The following is a 24,273-nucleotide window of genomic DNA, read 5'->3' on the forward strand; positions in this document are numbered from 1 at the left end:
GAGGGATCAAGGAATCCGGGCCGGCATCGGGGGCAGGCCACTAGAATCAATCAGATACCCCCTTTGTCGGCGCCAGCCCATCACACTTGAGCAGATGGGCGTGCCCGTCCACAGCTCTCCGACGTATGGCGAGCCCGATGGGGGCGGGAATGTGGGGGAAGAGGCGCCGCTCACATGGCGTAGATCGCCGGGCCAGCTTGTTCAATCGTCAGCCGGGCTATATCACGCGTTACGCGGCACGCCCGCGGTTCCCGCTCAGGGCCGCTGTCGCTTGTGCTCGAACGCCTCTACGCAGGCAGGCGCGTCATAGAAGCGAGGCGCACCGCCGGCCCGGTTGCCGTTTTCACCGGCGGTCTTGCGCCGACACTCGGTCTCGGCGCGACTGTTGCGGGTCGTTCTCATGCAGTCCTGAAACGCCGCTTCGCGCAGCGGCGCCAGCTTCGCCTCCCGGGCCGACTCGCAACGTTGGTCGAGCTCGGCCTGGCGCATGTCGAACGCCTCCCTGTCCTTCTGGAAACCGGCCTGCGCCTGTGTCACTAACACAGCCAGCAGCACCGTAGCCAACAATCCCTGTTTCATCGAATCGCTCCTTTGAATACCGGTGGCGAGCATGGCGCGGCGGTGGCGGCTTAACAAGCAGCCGCGAGATGTGGCCGCGGGCAAAAGTCTTACGGCACACCTTCCGAGCATTCAAACCCGCGCCCGCACCTGCCGCGGGCGGATGCCGAACTGGCGTTTGAATGCCGTGGCGAAGTTGGCCGGACTGTTGTAGCCGGCGCGCCAGGCGGCCTCGTTGACGCTGGCACCTTCGCGCTCCAAAGCCTCCCGCGCCAGCTGCAGCCGGCGGGCACGCTGGTACTCGAACACGGTCATGCCCTTGAACAGGCGAAACTGCCGCTGCAGCGTGGTGGCATTGACGCCCACCTCCCGGGCGATGCGCTCCAGCGTCCAGTCGTCAGCCTCACCGCTGTCGAGGAGCGCAAGGAGGCGTTGCAGACGGCGGTACTCCTGCGGGCGCAGGCCCTGTTCCGCCGACGCCGAGCGATCACCCAGGCTGATCAGTGCCTCGCAGGCGATATCCAGTGCGCGGCTTTCCAGGTACAGGCCCTGAAGCAGCGTGTCGTAGCCGGGCGGGTTGAGCATCTGGTCGGCCAACGTCAGCAGCCGCGCCGAGGGCATCCAGACACGCGGCACCAGGTGGCTATCCATGAAGCGACGGATCGCGCCATCGCTCGAGCCGACACCCTCCCCGCGCCCTTCGAACCAGTCCGGCGTCAGGCTCACCACCAGCTTGCGGATATGACTGCCGCGGCGCGCCTGGCGGCGGAACAGCACCGGTTCGTTCATCGAAACCGCCACGCCCTCGGGTGCCTGCCGCGACGCCGGCTGACCGAGCGTCAGCGGCAGATCGCCATAGCTGACCCGGCTCTGGCCCTGCAGAAAGAGCACGAACGATACCCGCGGACCAACCACGTTTTCGGTGACGAAATCCTGCAGCTCTTCGCAATCGGACCAGTGCAGCGACAGGCCATCACGCAGCTGCGCCCACTTCACTCGGCCGTAGAGCAGGCGGTCGTCATCCTCGTTGGACAGGCGCAGCCCCGGCCTGCTCATGGCCGGCAACTCATCGCCACGAATGATGTGATCAGCTTGATTCATGCGGCGCTGCGCCTCGAACTGACGGGATTGCAAAGCAAATGTTCGGCCCCGCAAAGGTTCGCGAAGCGACTGGGTGGCAGACTACGCGTCGACATCTTTTGATGCAAATAATTATCATTAAGCAGCGCGAACGTTTGCCAACACGTCGCCGCCGCTGCGACAGGAGCCGCCCATGGACAGAATTCTCCGCACCTCAAGCCTCAGGCCATTGCTGCTTGCCGGCCTGCTCGCCCCGTTTCCGTTGAGCGCCCTGGCGCAGAGTGTCGCCGCTCAGGCCGAACCGGTGCAGCTGGAGAGCATCACCGTCGAAGGCAACCGCCTGTACGACATGCCGTCTTCGGAGCAAAGCGGCGGCTACACCGTGCCGGCCGCCACCGTCGGCACCAAGACGCCGGCCGAACTGCGCGACATCCCGCAGTCGATCAGCGTGTACACCAGCGATTACATCCGCGACCGCCAGTTCGTGAACCTGGATGACCTGGCTAAGTACTCCACCGGCCTGCGCACCCTGAGCAACGACAGCGGGCGCTCGTCGATCTATGCACGCGGCTACGAGTACGACGAATTCAACATCGATGGACTGCCCGCGCCGATGGCCAGCATCAACGGCACGCTGCCGTCGCTGTCGCCGTTCGATCGGGTCGAGGTCATGCGCGGGCCGTCCGGGCTGTTCAACAGCACCAGCGAGATGGGCGGCATCGTCAACATGGTGCGCAAGCGCCCGACTCGCGAGGTCCAGGGCAGCCTGACCGGGCGCTACGGCAGCTGGGACACCCATTACCTGGAAGCGGACCTGTCCGGCCCGCTCGACGAGCAGGGGCGCGTGCGCGGCCGTACGGTCATCTCCCGCGCCGACACCAACGGCGAGGTCGACTACAACGCCAACACCAGCGAGAGCTTCTATGGCGCACTGGACATCGACCTGTCCGACGCCACCGTCATGTCTTTCGGGCTGATCCACCAGACCAAGGACATCCTTCCGCACAACGGCTATCCGGCCGCCATCGACGGCAGCCTGGAAGACTTCAGCCGCTCGACCTACCTGGGCGCCGACTGGGGTGATTTCGACAGTCGCGGCACCGACGTCGTCGCCGAGCTGACCCATCGCTTCGACAATGGCGGCTACGGTCGCGTGGCGGTGCGCGGCTCCAGGCGCGCGACCGATTACCTCTATGCCTTCACCGCGCGCAACGTCAACAGCGGCGCCACCAGCCTGGCCTACACCGCCCGCGATCTGGAGCAGGACACCCTCGCCGTCGATGCCAACTACAGCCAGCCGTTCGAGCTGCTCGGGCAGGTCAGCGAGTTCGTCATCGGCAGCGATTTCAAACGCTACGAGACCGAGTACGCGGACGCCCGCGGCAATCTCGGCGCCATCGACGTCGCCAGCTACCAGCCGGGCGACACCAGCAAGCCGAACGTCACCTTCGGCACACCGACCGAAACCGATGAGCGCGAAGCCGGCCTCTACGCCAAGCTGACCTTCCGCCCGATCCAGCGCCTGGCGCTGATCGGTGGCGCGCGGGTCAGCAGCTTCGAAGGCGAGAACAGCAGCGCCACGCAGGATGTGCGCGAGTCCGGCTATATCACGCCCTACGGCGGCCTGGTGTTCGATCTGGATGACCAGCACTCCCTCTACGCCAGCTACTCGCAGGTATTCAAGCCACAGAGCGAGGCCGGTGCCGACGGCCGCATCATCGACCCGCGCGAAGGCGAGCAGTACGAGGTAGGCATCAAGGGCAGCTATTTCGGCGGCGACCTGAACGCGCGCATCACCGCCTTCCAGCTCACCGACGAGAACCGCGCGGCCGGCGCCATCGATGACAGTGGCGCGCCGATCAGCGGCGTCTACGAGGCCACCGGCAAGACCCGCATCCGCGGTGGCGAACTGGAAATCAGCGGCTACCTGACCTCCGACTGGGAAGTGCTGGCCGGCTACACCTACATGAAGACCGAGAACCTGGCCGGTGACGACAACGCGCTCTTCGCGCTGATGCCCCAGCACCAGGCCTCGCTGTGGACCAAGTACACCCTGCCCGGCGGTGCCCTGCGCGGCCTGGGGATCGGTGGTGGCGTGACCGCGATGAGCGACTACTACATCGAACGCGCCGGCAGCCCGCGCCTCAGCGCACCGGGATATGCAGTGGTGGATGCCAAGTTGTCCTACCCGATCACCGACAAGCTGACCGGCACCTTCGACGTGAACAACCTGCTCGACCGCAAATACGTTTCGCGAGTTGGCAGCGTCGGCACCTTCAACTTCTACGGGCCGTCACGCAGCTTCACGGTGGGCGCCCGTTACGAGTTCTGATCCACCTGGCCGCCTGCGCCCGTAGGCGTCGGCGGCTGACTTCCGGAGATCACCATGCCCCATTTTCACGCCCAGGTGGCGACACCCCGCGCGTCCCGCAACATGATGCGGCTGTGCAAACACTTCGCGCACAAGGCCGAAGTCCAGCTGGATGAGCGTCAGGCGCAGGTCGAATTCGCCTTCGGCCAGTGCCGGATGCTCGCCGATGACGAGCGACTGCTGATCGACTGCCAGGCCGAGGCCGGCGAGGCGGAAAAGCGCCTGCGCTTCGTCATCGACGACCACCTCCATCGCTTCTCGGGCGACGAAGCACTGAAGGTGAACTGGCTGGACGGGCCGCTACCGCCAAGCCACAGGCAGGCCGAGCCATGAAAGGCGCCCTGCTCGCCTTGCTCGCCATTCTGGGACTTGCCGCCGTACAGGCACACGCCAGGGAACAAGCCGGCTGGCAGCCAGTTCAGCTACCGCACAGCAGCCAGCGTGACCTGCATTCGCAACGCACTGGCAAGGACTACCGCATCTTCGTCTCGGAGCCGCGACACGCGCCACCGCCGGGTGGCTATCCGGTGCTCTATGTGCTGGATGGCAACGCCCTGTTTCCGGGGTTGGCGATCCAGGCCCAGGCCCTAGAGGATCGGCCCGCCCCTAATCTTCGCGATTCGGTACTGGTGGTCGGCATCGGCTACACCGGCGAGGCCCTGTACGACTTCAAGGCGCGTGCCGAGGATTACACGCCCAAAGCCGACGATCGCCAGCGCCTGCCGGGCCGCGAACCACCGCCATCGGGCGGTGCCGATGACTTTCTGGCCTTTATCGAGCACGAACTCAAACCCGTGATCGCCAAGCGCTACCCGGTAGACGCCCGACGGCAGACCCTGTTCGGCCATTCCTACGGCGGCCTGTTCACCCTCTACACACTGTTCACCAATCCGCAGGCATTTCAGGGCTATGTGGCCGCCAGTCCGTCGATCTGGTGGTACCAGGGCTATGTCGAACGCACACTCGCCGCATTCGAATGGCAGCTCGCGGACCAGCCTGTCGCCGCGCGCCTGCTGGTCACCGCTGGCGGTGCCGAAGAGCCCGCGGCGGATGCCGACATGGACGACCCGCGCCAGCGCCATATGGCCGAGCGGCGCATGGTCGGCAATGCCCGGGATCTGGTCGACCGTCTGCAGCGGCTGTCCGGCCACGGCCTGAACAGCGCATTCCAGCTGTTTCCGGGAGCCAACCACGGCACCAACGCCGCACACAGCTCGGTCGTGGCACTGGTGTTGGCGGCCGCGATCGGACGCCAGCCATCCCGCGATCAGGACGACTGAAGATGACGAAAGCGACGAGAACCGACCGGTCAGCCGGCCAGGGCAAGTGCAGGCAAATGTCCGATGCTAGAGTCGGCGCTGCCTTTTCCATCACTGGAGACACCATGCGTCCTCTTTTCAATGCCCTGCTGCTGGCCCTGCCACTCTCGCTCTCGTCACTGGCCCTTGCCGCCGAGTCACCCGCCGGCCGCTGGCAGACCATCGATGACGAAACCGGCAAGCCCAAGTCCATCGTCGACATTCAAGAGGCCGCCGACGGAACACTGAGCGGTAAAGTGGCGGAGATCCTGCAATCGGACCATGGCCAGAATCCGATATGCAGTGCCTGCGACGGCGAGCGCAAAGACCAGCCGATCACCGGCATGACCATTCTCTGGGGACTCAAGCCCGACGGCGAACGTGTATGGACCGGCGGCACCATCCTCGATCCAGCCAAAGGCAAGACTTACCGCGCCAAGGTGACGCTGCTCGAAGGCGGAGATAAGTTGGAGATGCGCGGGTACGTCGGCATTGAAGCGCTGGGCCGCACCCAGACCTGGATTCGCCAGTAAGCTTAAACCTCTACCGGGGCGCGCCTGGCAGGCTCACCGGCTGGGGACTCGGCGCGACCGGCTCGGGATAGCCGAACATTCGGTTGTTTGTAAGCACCCCGTTCCGTTACTGGCGCGGGGCGCTTGGATGATGGCAGATGGTCGGTGAAGCGGGCGCCGGCGACGATCAATAAACGCCATCCCGCCCGAAGCCCGGTATATACAGTTCGGCCGCCGCCTTGCGCACCGGCGCGATCTGTACCGGCTCGTCTTGTGCTGTGTCGGTCACGGCATCACCGCCGAACACCTGCATGAGCGTTGGCTGGGCCAGCAGCGAAGCGAGCGCCGCCTGGCCTGCTTGAGTGTAGCCGTAAACACGGTCCGACCCGCTGGCCTGTGCCGTCGCCAGGCGCTGTCCGGATTGGTCGATCAGCTCCGCACGTAGCGAGTAGGTCAGGATTTCTCCAAAGGCGGCTTCGCTTTTCCATTCGTGTACAAAGACGGCAAGCAGCAAGGTTTCCGATTTCGATGCCTTTCGTGCGTCTGCCTCAGCCAAGTGCGTCGAGACGCCCTTGCGCTCGAACCCACCGACCAACGCAGCTTGCAGATCTTCGGCCAATGGCAGACCCGAGCGGGTGTTCACGTCGTAGGGGATGTAATAACTGCCGCGCACAAGGCCAACGAAGGTGCCTTTCTTGTTACCTGATAGCACGTACGGTCGTGCGTCCGTCACCTGCACTTCGACCGCCTGGATGGGAGCGGCTGAAAGGGTCGGATAGCTATGTGCGTAATCGGCCTTTCGACCGTAGGCACAACCACTGAGCAAGACAAAAGCAATCGCGAGCGCAACAAGACGAGACATGGGGAAAGGCATCCGTTCCGATGATTACAGACGACATGCGCTGACTTGCTTGTCAGCACGGGTCAAAGAGGGGCGCATACTTGCGGATAACGCCGTGATACTCAATCGCCATTAGTCGGTGAGTCCAGGCGCGACGTGATTGTGGTCACAGCTGAAACAATGCCCATGGCGTGCCGTATTTTTTCCGGCTACAGCCCCCCCCTAGGGCCCGCTGCCCAACGCTCAATTCACACGGAAATGTCCGGTCAGCGCCTGCAGTTCATGGCTGAGTTCCCTGAACTGATCGAGCGAGTTTGTCGTTTCTTCCATCGTCGTGAACGACAGGTCTGCGACGTCCCGGATGCTGATGACACTGCGATTGATTTCTTCGGCCACAGCGGTCTGCTCCTCGGCGGCCGTGGCGATCTGCTGGTTCATCTGCTGAATGATGGATACCGCGGCGGCGATCTCGCTCAGAGCGAGTGCCGTCTGGTTCGCGTCGGTGGCTGTCGACTGGACAAGATCGTTGCTGTGCTGCATCTGCCGCACCGACACCTTCGCGCCGTTCTGCAGCGTATCGATCAGATGCTGGATTTCGGCCGTCGATTGCTGGGTGCGCCGGGCGAGCGAGCGGACCTCATCGGCCACCACGGCAAAGCCCCGCCCTTGCTCGCCGGCGCGCGCCGCCTCGATGGCAGCGTTCAACGCGAGCAGGTTGGTCTGCTCGGCAACGCTCTTGATGACGTCGAGCACAGTGCCGATGTTTTGGCTTTCTTCGCTCAGCGCATCGATGCCTCGGACCGCTTCCTGGACCGAGTCGACCAATTGAGTCACCCGCTCCAGGCTTTGTTTGACCATCGCATGCCCGTTGCCAACCGTGCGGTCGGCCATTCGAGTTGAACCAGCCGCCTCCTCGGCGTTGCGAGCCACTTCGTGAACGGTAGCGGACATCTCATTCATCGCGGTGGCAACCTGATCGATCTCGACTCTCTGCCGCAACACGCCGTCCCTCGCTTTGGCGGTAACGCCCGCGACCTTCTCCGCAGAGTCAGCGATTTGCGTCACCGCGCCCTGCAGGCGGCCTACGATCCCACGCAGGCTCTTCGACATCTCCTGCATCGCCTGCATTAGCTGGCCGAACTCATCACGACGGTTAACCACAATCTGCGCGCTCAGGTCTCCCCGAGCGATTTGATTGGCGGCCTGTATCACTTCGCGCAGGGGGCGGACGATGAGGCGGGTTATCAACAGCGAAGCGAGAATGCCGACGATTAGCGCCAATCCGGAAGCAAGCAAAATCAAGCGGCTGCTCGCGACTAGATCGACCTGCATGGCGTCTTGCTGAGCCTGATAGGCCTTATCCGCAGCCTCAAGCGCGCCTTCCGCACGATTGTTCATTTCAGTGTAAAGGCGGGCACCGTCTTCCAATGCTTGGGTGTAATCCCCCAATCTGTCGTTGAACGACCTGATGTTGCCCACCACCTCGGTCAACACCGCACCGTACATGCCACGGTCCAGCGCCTCCATGAGCGAGTTAGCGAGGTCAAGCGCTGCCTGGGCCTGGTGGATGGTTGTAGCAGACTTTTCGTCGCTCTGCTGCAGGCGTTGGCGGGCTTCATTCAGTGCAGAAAGAATCAAGCTGTACAGCTGAGCGATCTGCTGGCCCTGGCCGACCATTTCGGCGCCTTGCTGCCCCTGGGATTCCTTTAAATCATAGAGGCCGTCTTCCACCAGCCCACTCTGCAGGATATCGAGACTGTTGGAAGCGCTGACCACTGACCAGTAGGCGGAGTCGAGCGCAATGGCCTTGGCGTCTGAAACCTGCACGAAACGGGTGAATGCATCTTGGTATTCAGCGAGCGCTAGCTCAACGCTGGTGAGGCCCTCTTGCTGGGCCTCACCAAGTTGCGACTTGAGTTCCGCGACGTTGGCCAGGGTAGTGGCGACTTTGTCGTTGAGCGCCTTTACATGCTTAGCGTCGCCGCTAGCGGTGAAATGCTGCTCGATGCTGCGGATGTACAGGACCTCGGTTTTTATTGACGACACGCGCTTGAGTTCGTCGAATCGCATATCTACCGAACGCAAGGCTGTCAGTCCAACGACGGCGACCACGGCGGTCAACAGCAAGACCAGGCCGAAACCGAGGGCGAGCTTCGTGGCCGTTCCCAAATTGGCCAGTTTGGCCGTTGCGAAACCGAGCATCGTCATCTTCCATTCGAGGTGTGGCAAATGAAATGGCCACTGGCCATAGATGTCTGTCTCTCACTCTGTCGACCGCATGGCAATTGTTTTTAGCTGGACTGCCTGAATCGGCTTCATAGGGGTCGTTTTCTAGAATGGCGGTGTCGTTTGGAGTAATAGGGCCGACACGACTTCACGGAAGGTCTAGCCATATCGAGCACTTCGGCCTCCCGCCGCCCCCGCCCCGCTCGACGCCCAAAAGCCTGCTCTATCTCCTTTTTGAATCGCTGTTTCCAATGCGACGGCACCCCGGGCAGCAGCAGCCTTGCTCGATGCCGCATAGGGCTCTCCTCTCTTCAGGTGAGCCCCAGGTCAACCACGTTCACGCCTGCAAAAAGGCGGGCTATCGCCTGTTAGCTTTCCTTCATTACGAAAGGTAACAGGCCGCACGGCGGCTATCGGCCCACGCCGTATCGGGATACTGGGCCGCCTGGCCGAGCGCCGCGTCCATTCGTATGCGGTTGACGCCTAATTAGTGGAAGCCAATGACGCACCGAATATCGCTGTGACCGGTCCGCCTTCGCGGTGAGTGACCCCTTTGAGCCAGGTGGCAACAATCTGCGGATTGGCTTTGATCCATTGCTTGGCGACCCGCCGACGATTGGTGTTGCTTTCCTGCACCGCGCTCATCAGCTCACTGACCGACGCGATGGTGAACGTCATGTTGCTGAACAGCCTTGCAAGGTTCTGGCAGTCTTTAGAGAAGCCGCCGCGCGCCACTGTATTCACTTGTGCGGCACCGTAGTTGGGGCCGAAATAGGCGTCGCCGCCTGACAGGTAGGACAGACGAAAGCGCTTATTCATAGGGTGCGGCTCCCAGGCCAGGAATACCGCAAACTGGCCCAGGTGCTGGGCGCGCTCAACGTAATTGAGCATTTCGTTTTCATTGGACTCCACCAGGGTGAAACCCTTCAGGCCGAAAACATTGTCCTTGATCATGCCCTGCACCATCTTGTTGCCGCCGTTCCCGCGCTCGAGCCCATAGATTTTCCCGCCGAGCTCTTTTTCGAAACGCTGGATATCGGCGAAATCGTGCAGCCCGGCCTCGTAACCTGGCTGCAGTACGGCCAGGGTATAGCGCACGACAGGCAAATTCGTTTGCAGCTTTTCGATCAGCCCCGCGTCCAGATGCGGCTGGGCCAACGCGGCCTGCGCTGGCATCCAGTTGCCGAGGAACACATCTACCTTTCCCTCTGCCAAGCCAGCGTAGGTTTCTGGAAGCGATAGCCGCGCGACATGCGTGCGGTAGCCTAGCTCGCCGAGCAGAAGCCGCGTGACGGCTGTGGTCATGGTGATGTCGGTCCAGCCGACGTCGGACAACCGGACCTGCTCACAGCGCGCTGTTTCGGCAGCTTGCAGGTTCCCGGCGCAAGTCAGGGAAAGCGTGAGCATCCAGCCCATTAAGCGTTTCATAAAGTCCACCTGCCTTCTGTGACGGTCTGATTCTGGGAATTAACCACCCAGCGATGGCTAACAGCCACGACTGAGCAAATACCAGACCACGGCCATGTGCGTAGCGTCTCATTCCTGACTCATGGGGCTCGGACCGCTGAAATAGTGGAAGGAAGCATTGAGATAACCGCGAAGGCTTTAAAGAAATGCGTCGGGCTTGCGACGGCTGCGTTCCGCGTCACTCGGCAGGCAGGTTCATGCTGACGCGGACGATGGGGTTAATCGGCGCAACAGGGGCAAATCAGCAGATTGGAGCGGGGCAATTGCGACATATCCATTGGCGCGAGGCCGGCGACTATGCCGCAATGTTCGTCTGGTCGGTCGGCTCGTTATCGTGCCGCTGGCAGGCCGTTGAAGAGACGTAGGCGAGGTAGCCAAGGATAATACCGATGGCGGCCCGCAAAAACAGGCGAGAAACGCAGCGCAGCGAAATACCAGTCAACGGCTCCGCGCTGCAGCGCGTTAGTCGCGAGCGACTTGCCGAGCCTGTGTTTACGCCCTGTCTTTTATCAGAAGGGCCAATGCAGGTAGTTCTTTCACCGACCTGTCAGGGCCACTGCATTTCACCCTTTAGCACCTTGGCGCTCAGCTCGAGGCTGCTGGCGTCGAGTAATGCCGGGTATTTGGCTTTCATCGCCGCGATCAGGCTTTGGCTGTCCTTGGCTTTCGGCAGCTCGGCTTCTAGGGTCAGCAGATAGTCGCGGGTGAAGCGCAGGTCGTCGAGGTTCAGCTTGGGTTGGCCCAGGTAATGGCCAGGGACCAGCATGGTCGGTTGCAGGGCTTCAAGCTCGTCAAGGGACTTGAGCCAGGACTGGCGCGCTTCGACAGTCTGCGCATCGGCAATCCAGGGATGGATGTTGGCGTAGGTGAGCACCCCGCCGACCACGGTTTTGATACTGGGAATCCACAGGCTGGTGTGCTTGGGGTCGTGGCCGATCAGCTCCAAGCTCTGCCCTTCCAGGGTCAGGCTATCGCCCTGCAGAACTTCCGGCACCAGGGTGCGCTGCGGCGCGCTGCCCTTGAGGATCGGGCCCCAGTACGCCAGTTTGGGCGCGCGGCTTTTTTCGATATGGGCGACGGTCTCCGCCGTCGCCAGCACCTTGGCCTCGGGGTAGGCGCGGGTCAGGGTATCGAGGCCGAAGTAAAAATCGGGATCGCCGTGGCTGATAAAAATGGTGGTCAGAGTTTTGCCGCTGGCCTGGATGCGTTCGACGAGCTCCTGGGCTTCGCGAGTGGAGAACTGCGCGTCGACCAAAATCGCGTCGCGCTCGCCGCTGATCAGCGTAGACGCGACTGGAAAAACGGCACTTTCGCCGGGGTTGTACACCTCGACGCTGAGCGGTTGCGCCAGGACGGCGCTGGCACCGGCGAGCAAAGCAGCACCGGCGAGAAGTTGGCGAACGATACGGGTTGGGAACATGAGAGCCTCCGTTTTTGAGTGACGGAGGGATATTAGTTGCTTTAAATGGCTCAAAAAGCCCCTTAATTCGCGCATATTTGTTGCGCATATCGAGCGAATAATGGATCGACTGACGGCAACCCGGGTATTTGTCGAAGTGGTGGACAGAGGCAGCCAAACAGCGGCTGCCGAGGCGCTGGAAATGTCGCGGGCGATGGTTTCGCGCTATCTCGCCGAACTGGAAAGCTGGGTCGGCGCGCGTCTGTTGCACCGCAGCACGCGCAAACTGAGCCTGACCGGCATCGGCGAGCAGCTATTGCCGCAGTGCAGGGAAATGCTCGCCGTAGCCGAAACCATGCAGGGCATCAGTTCGAGTAGCGATATCGCCCCACGTGGCAACCTGCGTATCGCCTGCAGCCAGTCATTCGCCCAGGCCTGGCTGGTGCACCAGCTCAACGCATTTATGGCTATGTATCCGCAGGTCGATTTCGATCTGCTGATCGACAGTCAAACGGTCAATCTGGTGGAAGCGCGGGTCGATCTGGCGTTGCGCATCACCAACCAGCTCGACCCCAATCTGATCGCCCGCCAGCTCGCCGTATGTCGTTCGGCGGTGTGCGCGACACCGACCTATCTCAAGCGCCATGGCACGCCACAGCGGCCTACGGATCTGGCGCAGCACAATTGCCTGAGCTACGCCTATTTCGGCCGCAGCATCTGGGAGTTCCAACGCGCCGGCGAGCCCTTCGCCGTGGCCGTCAGGGGTAACCTCAGCGCCAACGAGTCCATGGTGCTGCTGGAGGCCACGCTGGCCGATGCGGGTATCAGTTTGCAGCCGCTTTACTCAGTTAGCGCGCTGCTGCGTTCCGGGGCACTGGTGCAGCTACTGCCCGAGTACGAACCGCAGGAACTGGGTATCCATGCGCTCTATGGCACACGCCGGCAAATGCCGCCAGCACTACGCGCCTTGCTGGATTTTCTGATCGAGCGGCTTGCTGAACAGCCGGACTGGGATCGCTGAGCGAGGCCGGGAAAATAATGCCGAGCCGGCTAAGCCTTAGCGGTCGATATAGCCAGTTGCGACCCTCTCATACTTGATCTTGCCAGCCCGAACGCATGCTCTTTCGCCTGGCCGCCGCGACTGACTACTATCGGACGACGTATCAATTCAGGACACTTCACTCATGCATCAGGCCACCGCACATCTACTGCAACGCTACTACGATGCCTTTAACGCCGGCGACATGGATACCTTTCTCTCGCTGCTGACGGACGATGTCATTCACGACATCAACCAGAGTGGACGTGAGGTCGGCAAGGCGGCCTTTGCGAAGTTCATGGAGCGCATGAACCGCAACTACCGGGAGACTATCGTGGACCTCTCCATCACCACGAATGAAGCCGGCGACCGAGCAGCGGTCGAGTTCACGGTCATCGGGGAATACCTGGCGACCGATGAAGGGCTGCCCGAAGCGAAGGGCCAGACTTACCGCCTTCCGGCTGGGGCTTTCTTCGTGATCAGAGACGGCCAAGTGGCGCGGGTCACCAACTACTACAACCTTGAAGACTGGATCGCTCAAGTTTCCGTGTAATGGCCAAGTTGATCTTCCGGCGCTTGTCTGGCGCAGCGCTTCATCGGTTCATCCCTGAACTGGCTCGGTTACGCATGCGCGTGTTCCGCGACTTTCCGTACCTGTATGACGGTGCCGCGGATTACGAGGCGCGCTATCTGCAAACCTACATCGAAGCACCGCACAGTGTGGTGGTGCTGGCATTCGATGGCGACAGGGTCGTAGGTGCGTCTACCGGGTTACCGATGTCCCATGAGACGGATGAAGTCCAGCAGCCCTTCCGCGAGGCGGATTACAACATTGATGAAATATTTTACTGCGGCGAATCCGTGTTACTGCCTGAATACCGCGGACAGGGGGCGGGAGTGGCGTTTTTTGAACAACGTGAGCTGCATGCGCGCGCCATTGGCGGCATGAGGTATTCCTGCTTCTGTGGGGTGGAGCGGCCCGCTACCCATCCTGCTCGCCCTGCCGATTACCAGCCACTGGATGAGTTCTGGCGTCATCGTGGGTACAAAAAACACCCGGAGCTGACGACGCACTTCAGCTGGAAAGACCTTGGCGATGGGCGGGAGTCACTCAAACCCATGATCTTCTGGATGAAACCTTTGCAATGAGCGCGTTTAAGCTGGCGACAGCCCAGTACGATATCGGCTTTTTTTCACACTGGGATGAGTTCGCTGAAAAACTGGAGACCTGGATCGCCAACGCCGCGCAGCAAGGCGCCAAACTGTTGGTGTTTCCCGAATACGGCAGCATGGAACTGGCCTCGCTGTTCGGCGAGGCGGTTTACAGCGACCTGCAGCAGCAGCTCCGTACGATGCAGACCTTGCTGCCGAAGTGGCACGAAATACACCAGACCCTTGCCAGCCGCTATGACGTCCTGATTCTGGCAAGCTCCTTCCCGACTGAATTGCAGGCTGGCCGTGTCGTAAACCGGGCAACCCTGTTTGGCCCGCAAGGAAAGCTGGGGCATCAGGACAAACTGATGATGACTCGCTTCGAGACTGAGCAATGGCGTATCAGTGGTGGCAACCACATTGAGGTAATCGATACCGAACTGGGCCGTATCGGCATTCTGATTTGCTATGACTCTGAGTTTCCTATGATTGCGAGCCAGCAGGTTGCAGCCGGAGCAGATTTGCTGCTGGTTCCCAGCTGCACCGATACCCAGGCGGGTTTCCATCGGGTACGTATCGGCTGCCAGGCCCGCGCGCTGGAACATCAATGCTATGTGGTCCAGGCGCCCACCGTCGGCCATGCCCCCTGGTCCGAAGCGGTTGACGTCAATACCGGCCGCGCCAGTGTCTACACGCCAGTCGATTACGGCTTTCCCGACGACGGCATCCTGGCGGAAGGCACGGACGACGAGCCCCGCTGGGTCTTTGCAACCGTCGACCTGCGCGAGATCGCCCGCATTCGCGCCGAGGGCCAAGTCTTCAACCATCGTGACTGGCCGAACCAATTTGCATTGAAGGGGCCGGAGCAATTTGCATTGAAGGGGCCGGAGCGAGGGAAGCTCTAGTTATCGCGAGCTGCAATGATGAGCAGGCCCCTGATCTCTATACGGGGGAAAGGCGAAACGACTAACGTCCAGCCGGGAATTACAGACAGCAAAAAGGCGCCCTAAGGCGCCTTTTCGTTGTAGCTAAGCCGGAATCAAGCCTTGGCTTTCTTCGCAGCGCGGTTACGCTCGCCTTCGTCGAGGATCTTCTTGCGAAGACGGATCGACTTCGGGGTCACTTCGCACAGCTCGTCGTCCTGGATGAATTCCAGAGCCTGTTCCAGCGTGAAGCGGACCGGCGGAACCAGGGCGATGGTTTCATCCTTGCCCGAAGCACGCATGTTGTCGAGCTTCTTGCCCTTGGTGGGGTTCACGCCCATGTCGTTGTCACGGCTGTTCAGGCCGACGATCTGGCCGTTGTAGATTTCCTGGCCATGCTCGACGAACAGCTTGCCGCGCGCCTGCAGAGTTTCCAGCGAATAGGTCAGCGCCTTGCCGGTTTCGACCGATACCAGTACGCCGTTCTGACGGCCGGACATGTGGCCGGACTTCATCACGTCGTAGCGGTCGAAGATCGAAGTCAGGATGCCTGCGCCGTTGGTCAGGGTCAGGAACTGGTTACGGAAACCGATCAGACCACGGGCCGGGATGTTGTACTCCAGGCGAACACGGCCCTTGCCATCCGGCACCATGTTGCTCAGGTCGCCCTTACGCAGGCCCATCTCTTCCATCACCTTGCCCTGCGCTTCTTCAGGGATGTCGATGGTGACGTTCTCGAACGGCTCATGCTTGGCGCCGTCGACTTCACGGATGATCACTTCTGGACGGCCCACGGCCATTTCGAAGCCTTCACGACGCATGGTTTCGATCAGCACCGACAGGTGCAACTCGCCGCGACCGGAGACTTTGAACTTGTCAGCCGAATCGCCTTCTTCGACGCGCAGGGCCACGTTGTACAGCAGCTCCTTGTCCAGGCGCTCCTTGATGTTACGGCTGGTGACGAACTTGCCTTCCTTACCGCAGAACGGCGAATCGTTGACCTGGAACGTCATGGATACGGTTGGCTCGTCAACGGTCAGCGGCTTCATGGCTTCGACGTGGTTCTGGTCGCACAGGGTGTCGGAGATGAACAGTTCATCCATACCGCTGATGCAGACGATGTCGCCGGCGGTGGCTTCGTCGACGTCGACGCGGTGCAGACCGTGGTGGCCCATCAGCTTGAGGATACGGCCGTTACGCTTCTTGCCATGCATGTCGATGGCAGTGACCGGGGTGTTCGGCTTGACGCGGCCACGGGCGATGCGGCCTACGCCGATGATGCCGAGGAAGCTGTTGTAGTCCAGCGCGGAGATCTGCATCTGGAACGGGCCATCGACATCGACCTGCGGGGCCGGTACGTGGTCGACGATGGCCTGATACAGCGGGGTCATGTCTTCGGCCATGTCGGTGTGGTCCAGACCGGCGATGCCGTTCAGGGCCGAGGCGTAGACGACCTGGAAGTCTAACTGCTCTTCGGTGGCGCCCAGGTTGTCGAACAGGTCGAAGATCTGATCCAGCACCCAGTCCGGACGCGCGCCCGGACGGTCGACCTTGTTGATCACCACGATCGGGCGCAGGCCGGCTTCGAAGGCCTTCTTGGTCACGAAGCGGGTTTGCGGCATCGGGCCGTCCTGGGCGTCGACCAGCAGCAGCACGGAGTCGACCATCGACATCACACGCTCTACTTCACCGCCGAAGTCGGCGTGGCCGGGGGTGTCGACGATGTTGATCCGGTATTCGTTCCAGCGAATGGCGGTGTTCTTGGCCAGGATGGTGATGCCGCGCTCTTTTTCCTGGTCGTTGGAGTCCATCACACGCTCGTCGTTGAGCTCGCCGCGCTCCAGGGTGCCGGACTGACGCAGAAGCTTGTCGACCAGGGTGGTTTTGCCATGGTCAACGTGAGCGATGATGGCGATGTTACGTAGATTCTCGATCACAGTAGTGGTCTCGTAGTTGGGTCGGGCGGTGGAGCGGATGCGCTCAGCGCCCTACGCGAAAAATCGGTTTGATAAAAGCTGACAATTGACGAGGTGTCGCGGCCGTTACAGGCCGCGGTGCGGGTCGGGAGGGCGGTGACGGATACTGCCGCCATTCAGCCCGGGCATCTTATGCCGGACGATAAACGCGCACATTGATATGCCCCTCGCTCAACAAATGATGAGCATGCAGGCGGCTCATGACACCTTTATCGCAATACAGCAGGTACTGGCGATTCACGTCCAGCTCCTTGAAGCGGTTGTTGATCGCATAGAACGGCAACGTTTGCACTTCGATGCCATCCAGCTGCAGGGGTTCGTCCTCGGCTGCATCGGGATGACGGATGTCCAGCACCACCTGGCCTGCAGAAGCCTCGGCGACTTCTTCGACTTGCAGGTCCTGGCCCAGCTCGTCGATCACCCGGTCGATGGCGACTTGACGGGCGTTGGCCATGGCACGCTCGAGGACTGCCATGTCGAACTGTTTCTCTTCGTGTTCGATACGGTAGCGCTTGGCCTTGGTGGTCGGATTCTTCGAGATCACGCCACAATATTCGGGCATGTTCTTGGCGAACTCGGCCGTGCCGATTTCGAAAGCGGTGTCGATGATGTCCTGCTTGTGGCTCGCGATCAGCGGGCGCAGCATCAGCATGTCGGTGGCCGAATCGATCACTGACAGGTTCGGCAACGTCTGGCTCGACACCTGGGAAATCGCCTCACCGGTCACCAGTGCATCGATGTGCAGACGCTCGGCAATCTCGGTCGAGGCGCGCAGCATCATGCGTTTGAGCACCACGCCCATCTGGCTGTTGTCGACCTTCTCGAGAATCTCGCCAACGACTTCTTCGAAGGGCACGCTGATAAACAGCACGCGATGCGAGCTGCCGTACTTCTTCCATAAATAGTGGGCGACTTCCATCACACCCAGCTCATGGGCACGACCGCCGAGGTTGAAGAAGCAGAAGTGCGTCATCAGTCCGCGGCGCATCATCTGGTAGGCGGCCACGGTGGAATCGAACCCACCGGACATCAACACCAGTGTTTGCTCCAACGCACCCAGCGGATAGCCGCCAATGCCGTCATGCTGGGCATGCACGATGAACAAGCGCTGGTCGCGGATCTCCATCCGCACTTCGATTTCCGGCGCTTTCAGCGAAATGCCGGCGGCGCCGCAGTGCACACGCAGCTCACTGCCGACATGACGCTCGACGTCCATCGAGCTGAACGGATGCTTGCCGGCACGCTTGCAGCGGACAGCGAATATCTTGCCAGCCAGCCGGTCGGCGAAGTGCGCCTTGCACTTGTCGACGATGTCGTCCAGACCGATCAGCGGGTACTCATGCACTTCCAGGCAATGGGCGATGCCCGGCGTGCAGCGAAGGCGCTCGATCATTTCCTTCAGCAACTTCGAATCGCTGAGCGCCGTTTCCACCTCGACGTTGTCCCACACCCCTTCCACCCGCAAGTCGGGATCGAGGTCGCGCAGCACGGTGCGGATATTCTTCGCCAACTGGCGAATGAACCCCTTTCGCACCGGCGGGCTCTTGATGGTGATTTCTGGGAATACTTTGACGATCAGTTTCATGGAAAACAGCGCAAGCGCCGGCAAGGCGTAAAAAGAGGGGGGCGGAGTATATCGGAAATTGATCAAGCTTTAGTCAGTTTTCTCAACCCCACACGAGTTGCACCAAAACAGGACGACGCCACTCCATATCGCACCACTATGGGGCGTAATAATTAGAATACGGCTGGCCAAACGCCCCAAGTTGTCAGGGAGCCGCCGTTTTCAGGCGTCCGGACCCATCACGGAGCACTGGCATGCAATTTGCTCCCTTGTGAGGCAGGTCGCCTTGACGGAGTATCCCCGCTCGGCTTCACCCCTAGATTTCGGAAGCTTTGTCTGCCAACGCTTCCACCACTTGGAGAGCACCATGTCGAAGTCGCTTCAACTGATCAAAGATTACGATGTGAAGTGGATTGATCTGCGCTTCACCGACACCAAAGGCAAGCAGCACCACGTGACCGTTCCGGCGCGTGACGCTCAGGACGAAGACTTCTTCGAGCACGGCAAAATGTTCGACGGCTCGTCCATTCATGGCTGGAAGGGCATCGAAGCCTCCGACATGATCCTGATGCCGGTCGATGAAACCGCCGTACTGGATCCGTTCACCGAAGAGCCGACCCTGATCCTGGTCTGCGATATCGTCGAGCCGAGCACCATGCAGGGCTACGACCGCGACCCTCGCTCGATCGCCAAGCGCGCCGAAGAATTCCTCAAGTCGACCGGTATCGGTGACACCGTATTCGTTGGTCCGGAGCCTGAGTTCTTCATCTTCGACGAAGTGAAGTTCAAGTCCGACATCTCCGGCTCGATGTTCAAGATTTTCTCCGAGCAAGGCTCCTGGAACACCGACGCTGACATCGAAGGCGGCAACAAGGGCCATCGCCCGGCCGTCAAAGGCGGTTACTTCCCAGTTCCGCCGTGCGACCACGACCACGAAATCCGCACCGCCATGTGCAACGCCATGGAAGAGATGGGCCTGGTCGTCGAAGTGCACCACCACGAAGTGGCCACTGCCGGCCAGAACGAAATCGGCGTCAAGTTCAACACGCTGGTTAACAAGGCTGACGAAGTTCAGACCCTGAAGTACTGCGTACACAACGTCGCCGATGCCTACGGCAAGACCGCGACCTTCATGCCGAAGCCGCTGTACGGCGACAACGGTTCGGGTATGCACGTACACATGTCCATCTCCAAGGATGGCAAGAACACCTTCGCAGGCGAAGGCTACGCCGGCCTGTCCGATACCGCCCTGTATTTCATCGGCGGCATCATCAAGCACGGCAAGGCGCTGAACGGCTTCACCAACCCGTCGACCAACTCCTACAAGCGTCTGGTTCCGGGCTTCGAAGCACCGGTGATGCTGGCCTACTCGGCCCGCAACCGCTCCGCCTCGATCCGTATCCCGTACGTATCCAGTCCGAAAGCCCGCCGTATCGAAGCGCGCTTCCCGGACCCGGCTGCCAACCCCTACCTGTGCTTCGCCGCACTGCTGATGGCTGGCCTGGACGGCATCCAGAACAAGATTCACCCTGGCGATGCAGCTGACAAGAACCTGTACGATCTGCCGCCGGAAGAAGGCAAGCTGATCCCGCAGGTGTGCGGCAGCCTGAAGGAAGCTCTGGAAGAGCTGGACAAGGGCCGTGCGTTCCTGACCAAGGGCGGCGTGTTCTCCGACGACTTCATTGACGCCTACCTCGAGCTCAAGAGCGAGGAAGAAATCAAGGTCCGCACCTTCGTGCACCCGCTGGAATACGACCTGTACTACAGCGTCTAAGCCAGTCCGCATGATAGAAAAGGCCTCCTTCGGGAGGCCTTTTTTATATCTACGCTATCGCAGGGCAGGACAACATGCGTTTGCGCTGCGACCGGCGGGCATCGATCGCAAATCGCAACGTTGGCACTTGCCTGTCCACCAACACAGTGCAAGGCTTCCCGCATTCACTCCGCGGAGCTTCCCATGCGCATCGCATTGTTCAGCCTGCTCGTACTGCTAACGGCCCCGGCCATGGCGCAGATCTACAAATACACAGACGACAAGGGCAACACGGTCTTCACCAACCAGCCACCGGAAGGCGTGACGGCGGAGACCATCGATCTGCCGCCTGCCAATACCGTGGACATCAAGGTGCCGAACGCACCGCCACCCTTACCCGAAGAGCAGAACGGCACGGACCGACAGCAGGCCTACCGCAGCCTGTCCATCGGCGGCATACCGGACGAGCAGGCGCTGCGGGCGAACAACGGCACCTTCGTGGTCAATGCTCAACTCGATCCACCACTGCGCAGGAATCATCGGATCCGCTTTCTGCTCGATGGCGAGCCCCAGGGAGAACCGAGCAGCAATACGTCGCTGCAGCTGACCAACGTCGATCGCGGCACCCATGTCATCGAAGCCGAAGTGCTGAGCGGCGGACAGGTGATTCAGCGTGCCCAGGAGCAGTTCACCGTGCAGCGGGTCAACACCTCCAGCCCCGCGTTGCGACCCAAACCGACAGTTCCGCCGAAACCCAAACCGACACCCACCCCCAAACCGAAACCTGCGTCTTGAACGTCAGTCATCGAATATTCGCGGCCGCCCTGCTGGCCTGCGCCCTGCCTGCTGTCGCCGAGATCTACAGCTATACGGACGAACAGGGCAACCGCGTGTTCACCGATCGCCCCGGCGGGCGGTCGGTCGAGTCGGTGAAACCTGGGCCGACCAACCGCATGCCCGCAGTCGAAACGCACCGTCCGCAAGCACCAGAGCCGGCGCCGACGGTCGACACTGCGAAGCACCACTACAGCCTGCTCGAGATCCTTGCGCCGCAACCAGACGCCACGATTCGCGACAATGCCGGCGGCCTGCTGGTCAAGGTCGCCAGCACGCCTGGGTTGTTGCCGGGCCACCGCTACCGCCTGCTGATGGACGGCTACGCCGCCGGCCTGGCCGATGGCGGCTCGCAGTTCGTTTTGCAGAACATCGATCGCGGCACCCACCAGCTCACTGTGGAAGTGATCGATGAGAACGGCCAGCCCCTGCAGAGCAGCCTACCGCGCACCTTTCATATGATGCGCACCTCGCTGGCCCAGCGACGCATGGTCAATCCCTGCAAGAAGGACGATTACGGCGTCCGCCCCGAATGCCCGCTGAAGGATAAACCCAAGGAAAAGAAAGATATTCCCTTCGTGCCCTTTCTGTGACCATGCTATGCACCTGAATGGTGCATAAGCCGGACCGATCCGATCCGCTTCACTCGTTTTTCACGACGCCCCGCTCTGGAGCGCTAGCGCGCACGCCGCCGCGCCGAAAAAGAGCGCCTTGGTTTGCTTCTTGCATTTCCCGTCTTACCCATCGGATGCAGACAGCCATGATCAACGAAGCCCTACAGCGCCTGCTGATCGAGAACCTGACCACCGCGACGCTGCTGCTTAACTCGCGCTTGCGGCTGGAATATATGAATCCGGCTGCAGAGATGCTGCTCGCCGTGAGCGGCCAGCGTAGCCACGGCCAGTTCATCAGCGAGCTTTTCACCGAATCAGCCGAAGCGCTGGCCGCGCTGCGCCAGGCCGTGGAACAGGCACATCCGTTTACCAAGCGCGAAGCGACGCTGACCTCAACCAATGGCCAGACACTGACCGTCGATTACGCCGTCACGCCGATACTGACCCGCCAGGAAACCATGCTGCTGCTGGAGGTGCTGCCCCGCGATCGCTTGCTGCGCATCACCAAGGAAGAAGCGCAGTTGTCCGCTCACGAAACCACCAAGCTGCTGGTGCGCGGCCTTGCTCATGAGATCAAGAATCCGCTAGGCGGCATCCGCGGCGCCGCACAGCTGCTATCGCGAGAGCTGCCCGAAGAGCATCTCAAGGACTACACCGGGGTGATCATCGAGGAAGCCGACCGCTTGCGGAACCTGGTCGATCGGATGCTCGGCTCGAACAAGCTGCCCTCCCTGTCAATGACGAACATCCACGAAGTGCTCGAGCATGTGGCCAGCCTGATCGAGGCTGAAAGCCAGGGAAGCCTCATTTTGGTGCGCGACTATGATCCGAGCATCCCCGAAGTGTTGCTCGACCGCGAACAGATGATCCAGGCCGTGCTCAACATCATGCGTAACGCCATGCAAGCACTGGCCGGACAGTGCGAGCTGGGCCTCGGTCGCCTGACCTTGCGCACCCGCACCCTGCGCCAGTTCACCATCGGACACGTCCGGCATCGTCTGGTCGCGCGTCTCGAAATCATCGACAACGGTCCGGGAATCCCGGCCGAACTGCAGAACACCCTCTTTTATCCGATGGTCAGTGGCCGTCCGGACGGAACCGGACTTGGCTTGGCCATCACCCAGAACATCATCAGTCAGCATCAGGGCCTGATCGAATGCGAAAGCCATCCCGGCCACACCGCATTCTCGATCTTCCTGCCGCTGGAACAAGGAGCCTCTTCCCTATGAGCCGAAGCGAAAACGTCTGGATCGTCGATGACGACCGCTCCATCCGCTGGGTACTGGAAAAGGCGCTGCAGCAGGAAGGCATGGCCACGCAGAGCTTCGACAGCGCCGACAGCGTGCTCGCCCGCCTGGCGCGGCAACAACCGGACGTGATCATCTCCGACATCCGCATGCCCGGCACCAGCGGCCTGGACCTGCTCAAGCAGATCCGCGAACTACACCCGCGCCTGCCGGTGATCATCATGACCGCGCATTCAGACCTCGACAGCGCGGTGGCGTCCTACCAGGGTGGCGCCTTTGAATATCTGCCCAAGCCGTTCGACGTCGACGACGCCGTGTCGCTGGTCAAGCGGGCCAACCAGCATGCGCAGGAACAGCAGCATCTGCAGGAGCCGACCAACCAGCACCAGACGCCGGAAATCATCGGCGAGGCGCCGGCGATGCAAGAAGTCTTTCGCGCCATCGGCCGCCTCAGCCATTCCAACATCACCGTGCTGATCAATGGCGAGTCCGGCACCGGCAAGGAGTTGGTGGCGCACGCCCTGCACCGCCACAGTCCGCGTGCGGCATCGCCGTTCATCGCGTTGAACATGGCGGCTATCCCCAAGGACCTGATGGAATCCGAGCTGTTCGGCCACGAGAAAGGCGCCTTCACCGGCGCGGCCAACCAGCGCCGCGGGCGTTTCGAGCAGGCCGATGGCGGCACCCTGTTCCTCGACGAGATCGGTGATATGCCGGCCGACACCCAGACCCGTCTGCTGCGGGTCCTGGCCGACGGTGAGTTCTATCGCGTCGGTGGTCATACGCCGGTCAAGGTCGATGTCCGGATCATCGCCGCCACCCACCAGGACCTGGAAACCCTGGTGCAGGCCGGCAAGTTCCGCGAAGACCTGTTCCATCGCCTGAACGTCATCCGCATTCACATCCCGCGTCTGTCCGATCGGCGCGAAGATATCCCCGCGCTGGCCCGGCATTTCCTCGCCAGCGCCGCGCAGGAGCTTTCCGTCGAGACCAAGCTGCTCAAGCAGGAAACCGAGGACTACCTGAAAAACCTGCCCTGGCCGGGCAACGTTCGCCAGTTGGAGAACACCTGCCGTTGGATCACGGTGATGGCCTCTGGGCGCGAAGTGCATGTCAGCGACCTGCCGCCCGAGCTGCTCAACCAGCCCGCCGACGCCCTGCCGGCGAACAACTGGGAGCAGGCGCTGCACCAGTGGGCCGACCTGGCGTTGGCGCGCGGCCGATCGAACCTGCTCGATGAAGCGGTACCGGCTTTCGAGCGGATCATGATCGAGACCGCCCTCAAGCACACTGCCGGGCGCCGTCGCGATGCGGCGCTGCTGCTCGGCTGGGGGCGCAATACCTTGACGCGCAAGATCAAGGAGCTGGGCATGGGCGTGGAGGGAGCCGACGACGACGAAGGCGAGGACAACTGACCGC

Annotated in this window: 21 protein-coding genes; 13 read left to right on the plus strand and 8 right to left on the minus strand. The window is 61.4% G+C overall.

All coding sequences use genetic code 11. The features are described from left to right. Positions 1-255: 255 nt before the first annotated feature. Both ACL0K2_RS12020 and ACL0K2_RS12025 read right to left on the minus strand, forming a co-directional pair. The gene (locus ACL0K2_RS12020; RefSeq protein ID WP_413042730.1) at positions 256-579 is read right to left on the minus strand and encodes a hypothetical protein; all 324 of its coding nucleotides are present in this window, start codon (positions 577-579) and stop codon (positions 256-258) included. Between the two features lie 111 nt (positions 580-690). Beyond that, on the minus strand, positions 691-1,659 hold the full coding sequence (locus ACL0K2_RS12025; RefSeq protein WP_413042731.1) for a helix-turn-helix transcriptional regulator: 969 nt from the start codon (positions 1,657-1,659) through the stop codon (positions 691-693). Between the two features lie 172 nt (positions 1,660-1,831). On the opposite strand from ACL0K2_RS12025, the gene ACL0K2_RS12030 reads away from it, so the two are divergent. From ACL0K2_RS12030 to ACL0K2_RS12045, 4 genes are all read left to right on the plus strand, one after another. Then, positions 1,832-3,970, plus strand: coding sequence for a TonB-dependent siderophore receptor (locus ACL0K2_RS12030; RefSeq protein WP_045160263.1), 2,139 nt, complete (start codon positions 1,832-1,834; stop codon positions 3,968-3,970). Between the two features lie 54 nt (positions 3,971-4,024). Beyond that, complete coding sequence (locus ACL0K2_RS12035) at positions 4,025-4,342, plus strand: DUF2218 domain-containing protein (RefSeq protein WP_045160262.1); 318 nt, start codon at positions 4,025-4,027, stop codon at positions 4,340-4,342. Beyond that, positions 4,339-5,289, plus strand: coding sequence for an alpha/beta hydrolase (locus ACL0K2_RS12040; RefSeq protein ID WP_045160259.1), 951 nt, complete (start codon positions 4,339-4,341; stop codon positions 5,287-5,289). The genes ACL0K2_RS12035 and ACL0K2_RS12040 overlap by 4 nt, the downstream gene beginning before the upstream one ends. 104 nt (positions 5,290-5,393) lie before the next feature. Next, entirely contained in the window at positions 5,394-5,840 is a 447-nt protein-coding gene (locus ACL0K2_RS12045) for a DUF2147 domain-containing protein (RefSeq protein ID WP_413042732.1), read from the plus strand. 166 nt (positions 5,841-6,006) lie between these two features. Here ACL0K2_RS12045 and ACL0K2_RS12050 read toward each other — a convergent pair whose 3' ends face one another. From ACL0K2_RS12050 to ACL0K2_RS12065, 4 genes are all read right to left on the minus strand, one after another. Beyond that, the gene (locus ACL0K2_RS12050) at positions 6,007-6,681 is read right to left on the minus strand and encodes a hypothetical protein (protein WP_413042734.1); all 675 of its coding nucleotides are present in this window, start codon (positions 6,679-6,681) and stop codon (positions 6,007-6,009) included. Between the two features lie 222 nt (positions 6,682-6,903). After that, complete coding sequence (locus ACL0K2_RS12055; protein WP_413042735.1) at positions 6,904-8,862, minus strand: methyl-accepting chemotaxis protein; 1,959 nt, start codon at positions 8,860-8,862, stop codon at positions 6,904-6,906. A gap of 507 nt (positions 8,863-9,369) precedes the next feature. Then, positions 9,370-10,314: a glycine betaine ABC transporter substrate-binding protein gene (locus tag ACL0K2_RS12060; protein WP_045160252.1), complete on the minus strand. Its 945-nt coding sequence runs from the start codon at positions 10,312-10,314 to the stop codon at positions 9,370-9,372. A gap of 586 nt (positions 10,315-10,900) precedes the next feature. Next, the gene (locus ACL0K2_RS12065) at positions 10,901-11,773 is read right to left on the minus strand and encodes an MBL fold metallo-hydrolase (protein WP_413042736.1); all 873 of its coding nucleotides are present in this window, start codon (positions 11,771-11,773) and stop codon (positions 10,901-10,903) included. 100 nt (positions 11,774-11,873) lie between these two features. On the opposite strand from ACL0K2_RS12065, the gene ACL0K2_RS12070 reads away from it, so the two are divergent. The 4 genes from ACL0K2_RS12070 to ACL0K2_RS12085 all read left to right on the plus strand — a co-directional run bounded on the left by ACL0K2_RS12070 (position 11,874) and on the right by ACL0K2_RS12085 (position 14,848). After that, positions 11,874-12,773, plus strand: a complete 900-nt coding sequence (locus tag ACL0K2_RS12070) for a LysR family transcriptional regulator (protein ID WP_239609975.1) — start codon at positions 11,874-11,876, stop codon at positions 12,771-12,773. A 163-nt stretch (positions 12,774-12,936) separates the two neighbouring features. Beyond that, positions 12,937-13,344, plus strand: coding sequence for a ketosteroid isomerase-related protein (locus tag ACL0K2_RS12075; protein WP_045160245.1), 408 nt, complete (start codon positions 12,937-12,939; stop codon positions 13,342-13,344). After that, the gene (locus ACL0K2_RS12080; RefSeq protein ID WP_413042737.1) at positions 13,344-13,940 is read left to right on the plus strand and encodes a GNAT family N-acetyltransferase; all 597 of its coding nucleotides are present in this window, start codon (positions 13,344-13,346) and stop codon (positions 13,938-13,940) included. The genes ACL0K2_RS12075 and ACL0K2_RS12080 overlap by 1 nt, the downstream gene beginning before the upstream one ends. Further along, a complete protein-coding gene (locus tag ACL0K2_RS12085; protein WP_413042738.1) occupies positions 13,937-14,848 on the plus strand; it encodes a carbon-nitrogen hydrolase family protein in 912 nt (303 codons plus the stop codon). The genes ACL0K2_RS12080 and ACL0K2_RS12085 overlap by 4 nt, the downstream gene beginning before the upstream one ends. A 134-nt stretch (positions 14,849-14,982) precedes the next feature. Here the strand turns inward: ACL0K2_RS12085 and typA are convergent, their stop codons facing one another. Further along, positions 14,983-16,803, minus strand: coding sequence for a translational GTPase TypA (gene typA, locus ACL0K2_RS12090; protein ID WP_045160241.1), 1,821 nt, complete (start codon positions 16,801-16,803; stop codon positions 14,983-14,985). Between the two features lie 169 nt (positions 16,804-16,972). Next, positions 16,973-18,427, minus strand: coding sequence for a tRNA uracil 4-sulfurtransferase ThiI (gene thiI / locus ACL0K2_RS12095; protein WP_413042739.1), 1,455 nt, complete (start codon positions 18,425-18,427; stop codon positions 16,973-16,975). Positions 18,428-18,773: 346 nt separating this feature from the next. Here thiI and glnA point away from each other — a divergent pair, with 346 nt between their 5' ends. From glnA to ntrC, 5 genes are all read left to right on the plus strand, one after another. After that, a complete protein-coding gene (gene glnA, locus ACL0K2_RS12100) occupies positions 18,774-20,180 on the plus strand; it encodes a glutamate--ammonia ligase (protein WP_045160239.1) in 1,407 nt (468 codons plus the stop codon). A 183-nt stretch (positions 20,181-20,363) separates the two neighbouring features. After that, complete coding sequence (locus ACL0K2_RS12105) at positions 20,364-20,954, plus strand: DUF4124 domain-containing protein (RefSeq protein ID WP_045160238.1); 591 nt, start codon at positions 20,364-20,366, stop codon at positions 20,952-20,954. Next, complete coding sequence (locus ACL0K2_RS12110) at positions 20,951-21,586, plus strand: DUF4124 domain-containing protein (protein WP_045160236.1); 636 nt, start codon at positions 20,951-20,953, stop codon at positions 21,584-21,586. Before ACL0K2_RS12105 ends, ACL0K2_RS12110 begins: the two co-directional genes overlap by 4 nt. Before the next feature lie 167 nt (positions 21,587-21,753). Continuing rightward, a complete protein-coding gene (gene glnL, locus ACL0K2_RS12115; RefSeq protein WP_045160235.1) occupies positions 21,754-22,836 on the plus strand; it encodes a nitrogen regulation protein NR(II) in 1,083 nt (360 codons plus the stop codon). Next, positions 22,833-24,269 carry a nitrogen regulation protein NR(I) gene (gene ntrC, locus ACL0K2_RS12120; protein ID WP_045160234.1) on the plus strand — a complete coding sequence of 479 codons (1,437 nt, stop codon included), beginning with the start codon at positions 22,833-22,835 and terminating at the stop codon, positions 24,267-24,269. Before glnL ends, ntrC begins: the two co-directional genes overlap by 4 nt. Positions 24,270-24,273: the final 4 nt, after the last annotated feature.

The organism is Pseudomonas sp. YJ42, assembly GCF_047225135.1.
Taxonomy (GTDB): domain Bacteria; phylum Pseudomonadota; class Gammaproteobacteria; order Pseudomonadales; family Pseudomonadaceae; genus Stutzerimonas; species Stutzerimonas stutzeri_E.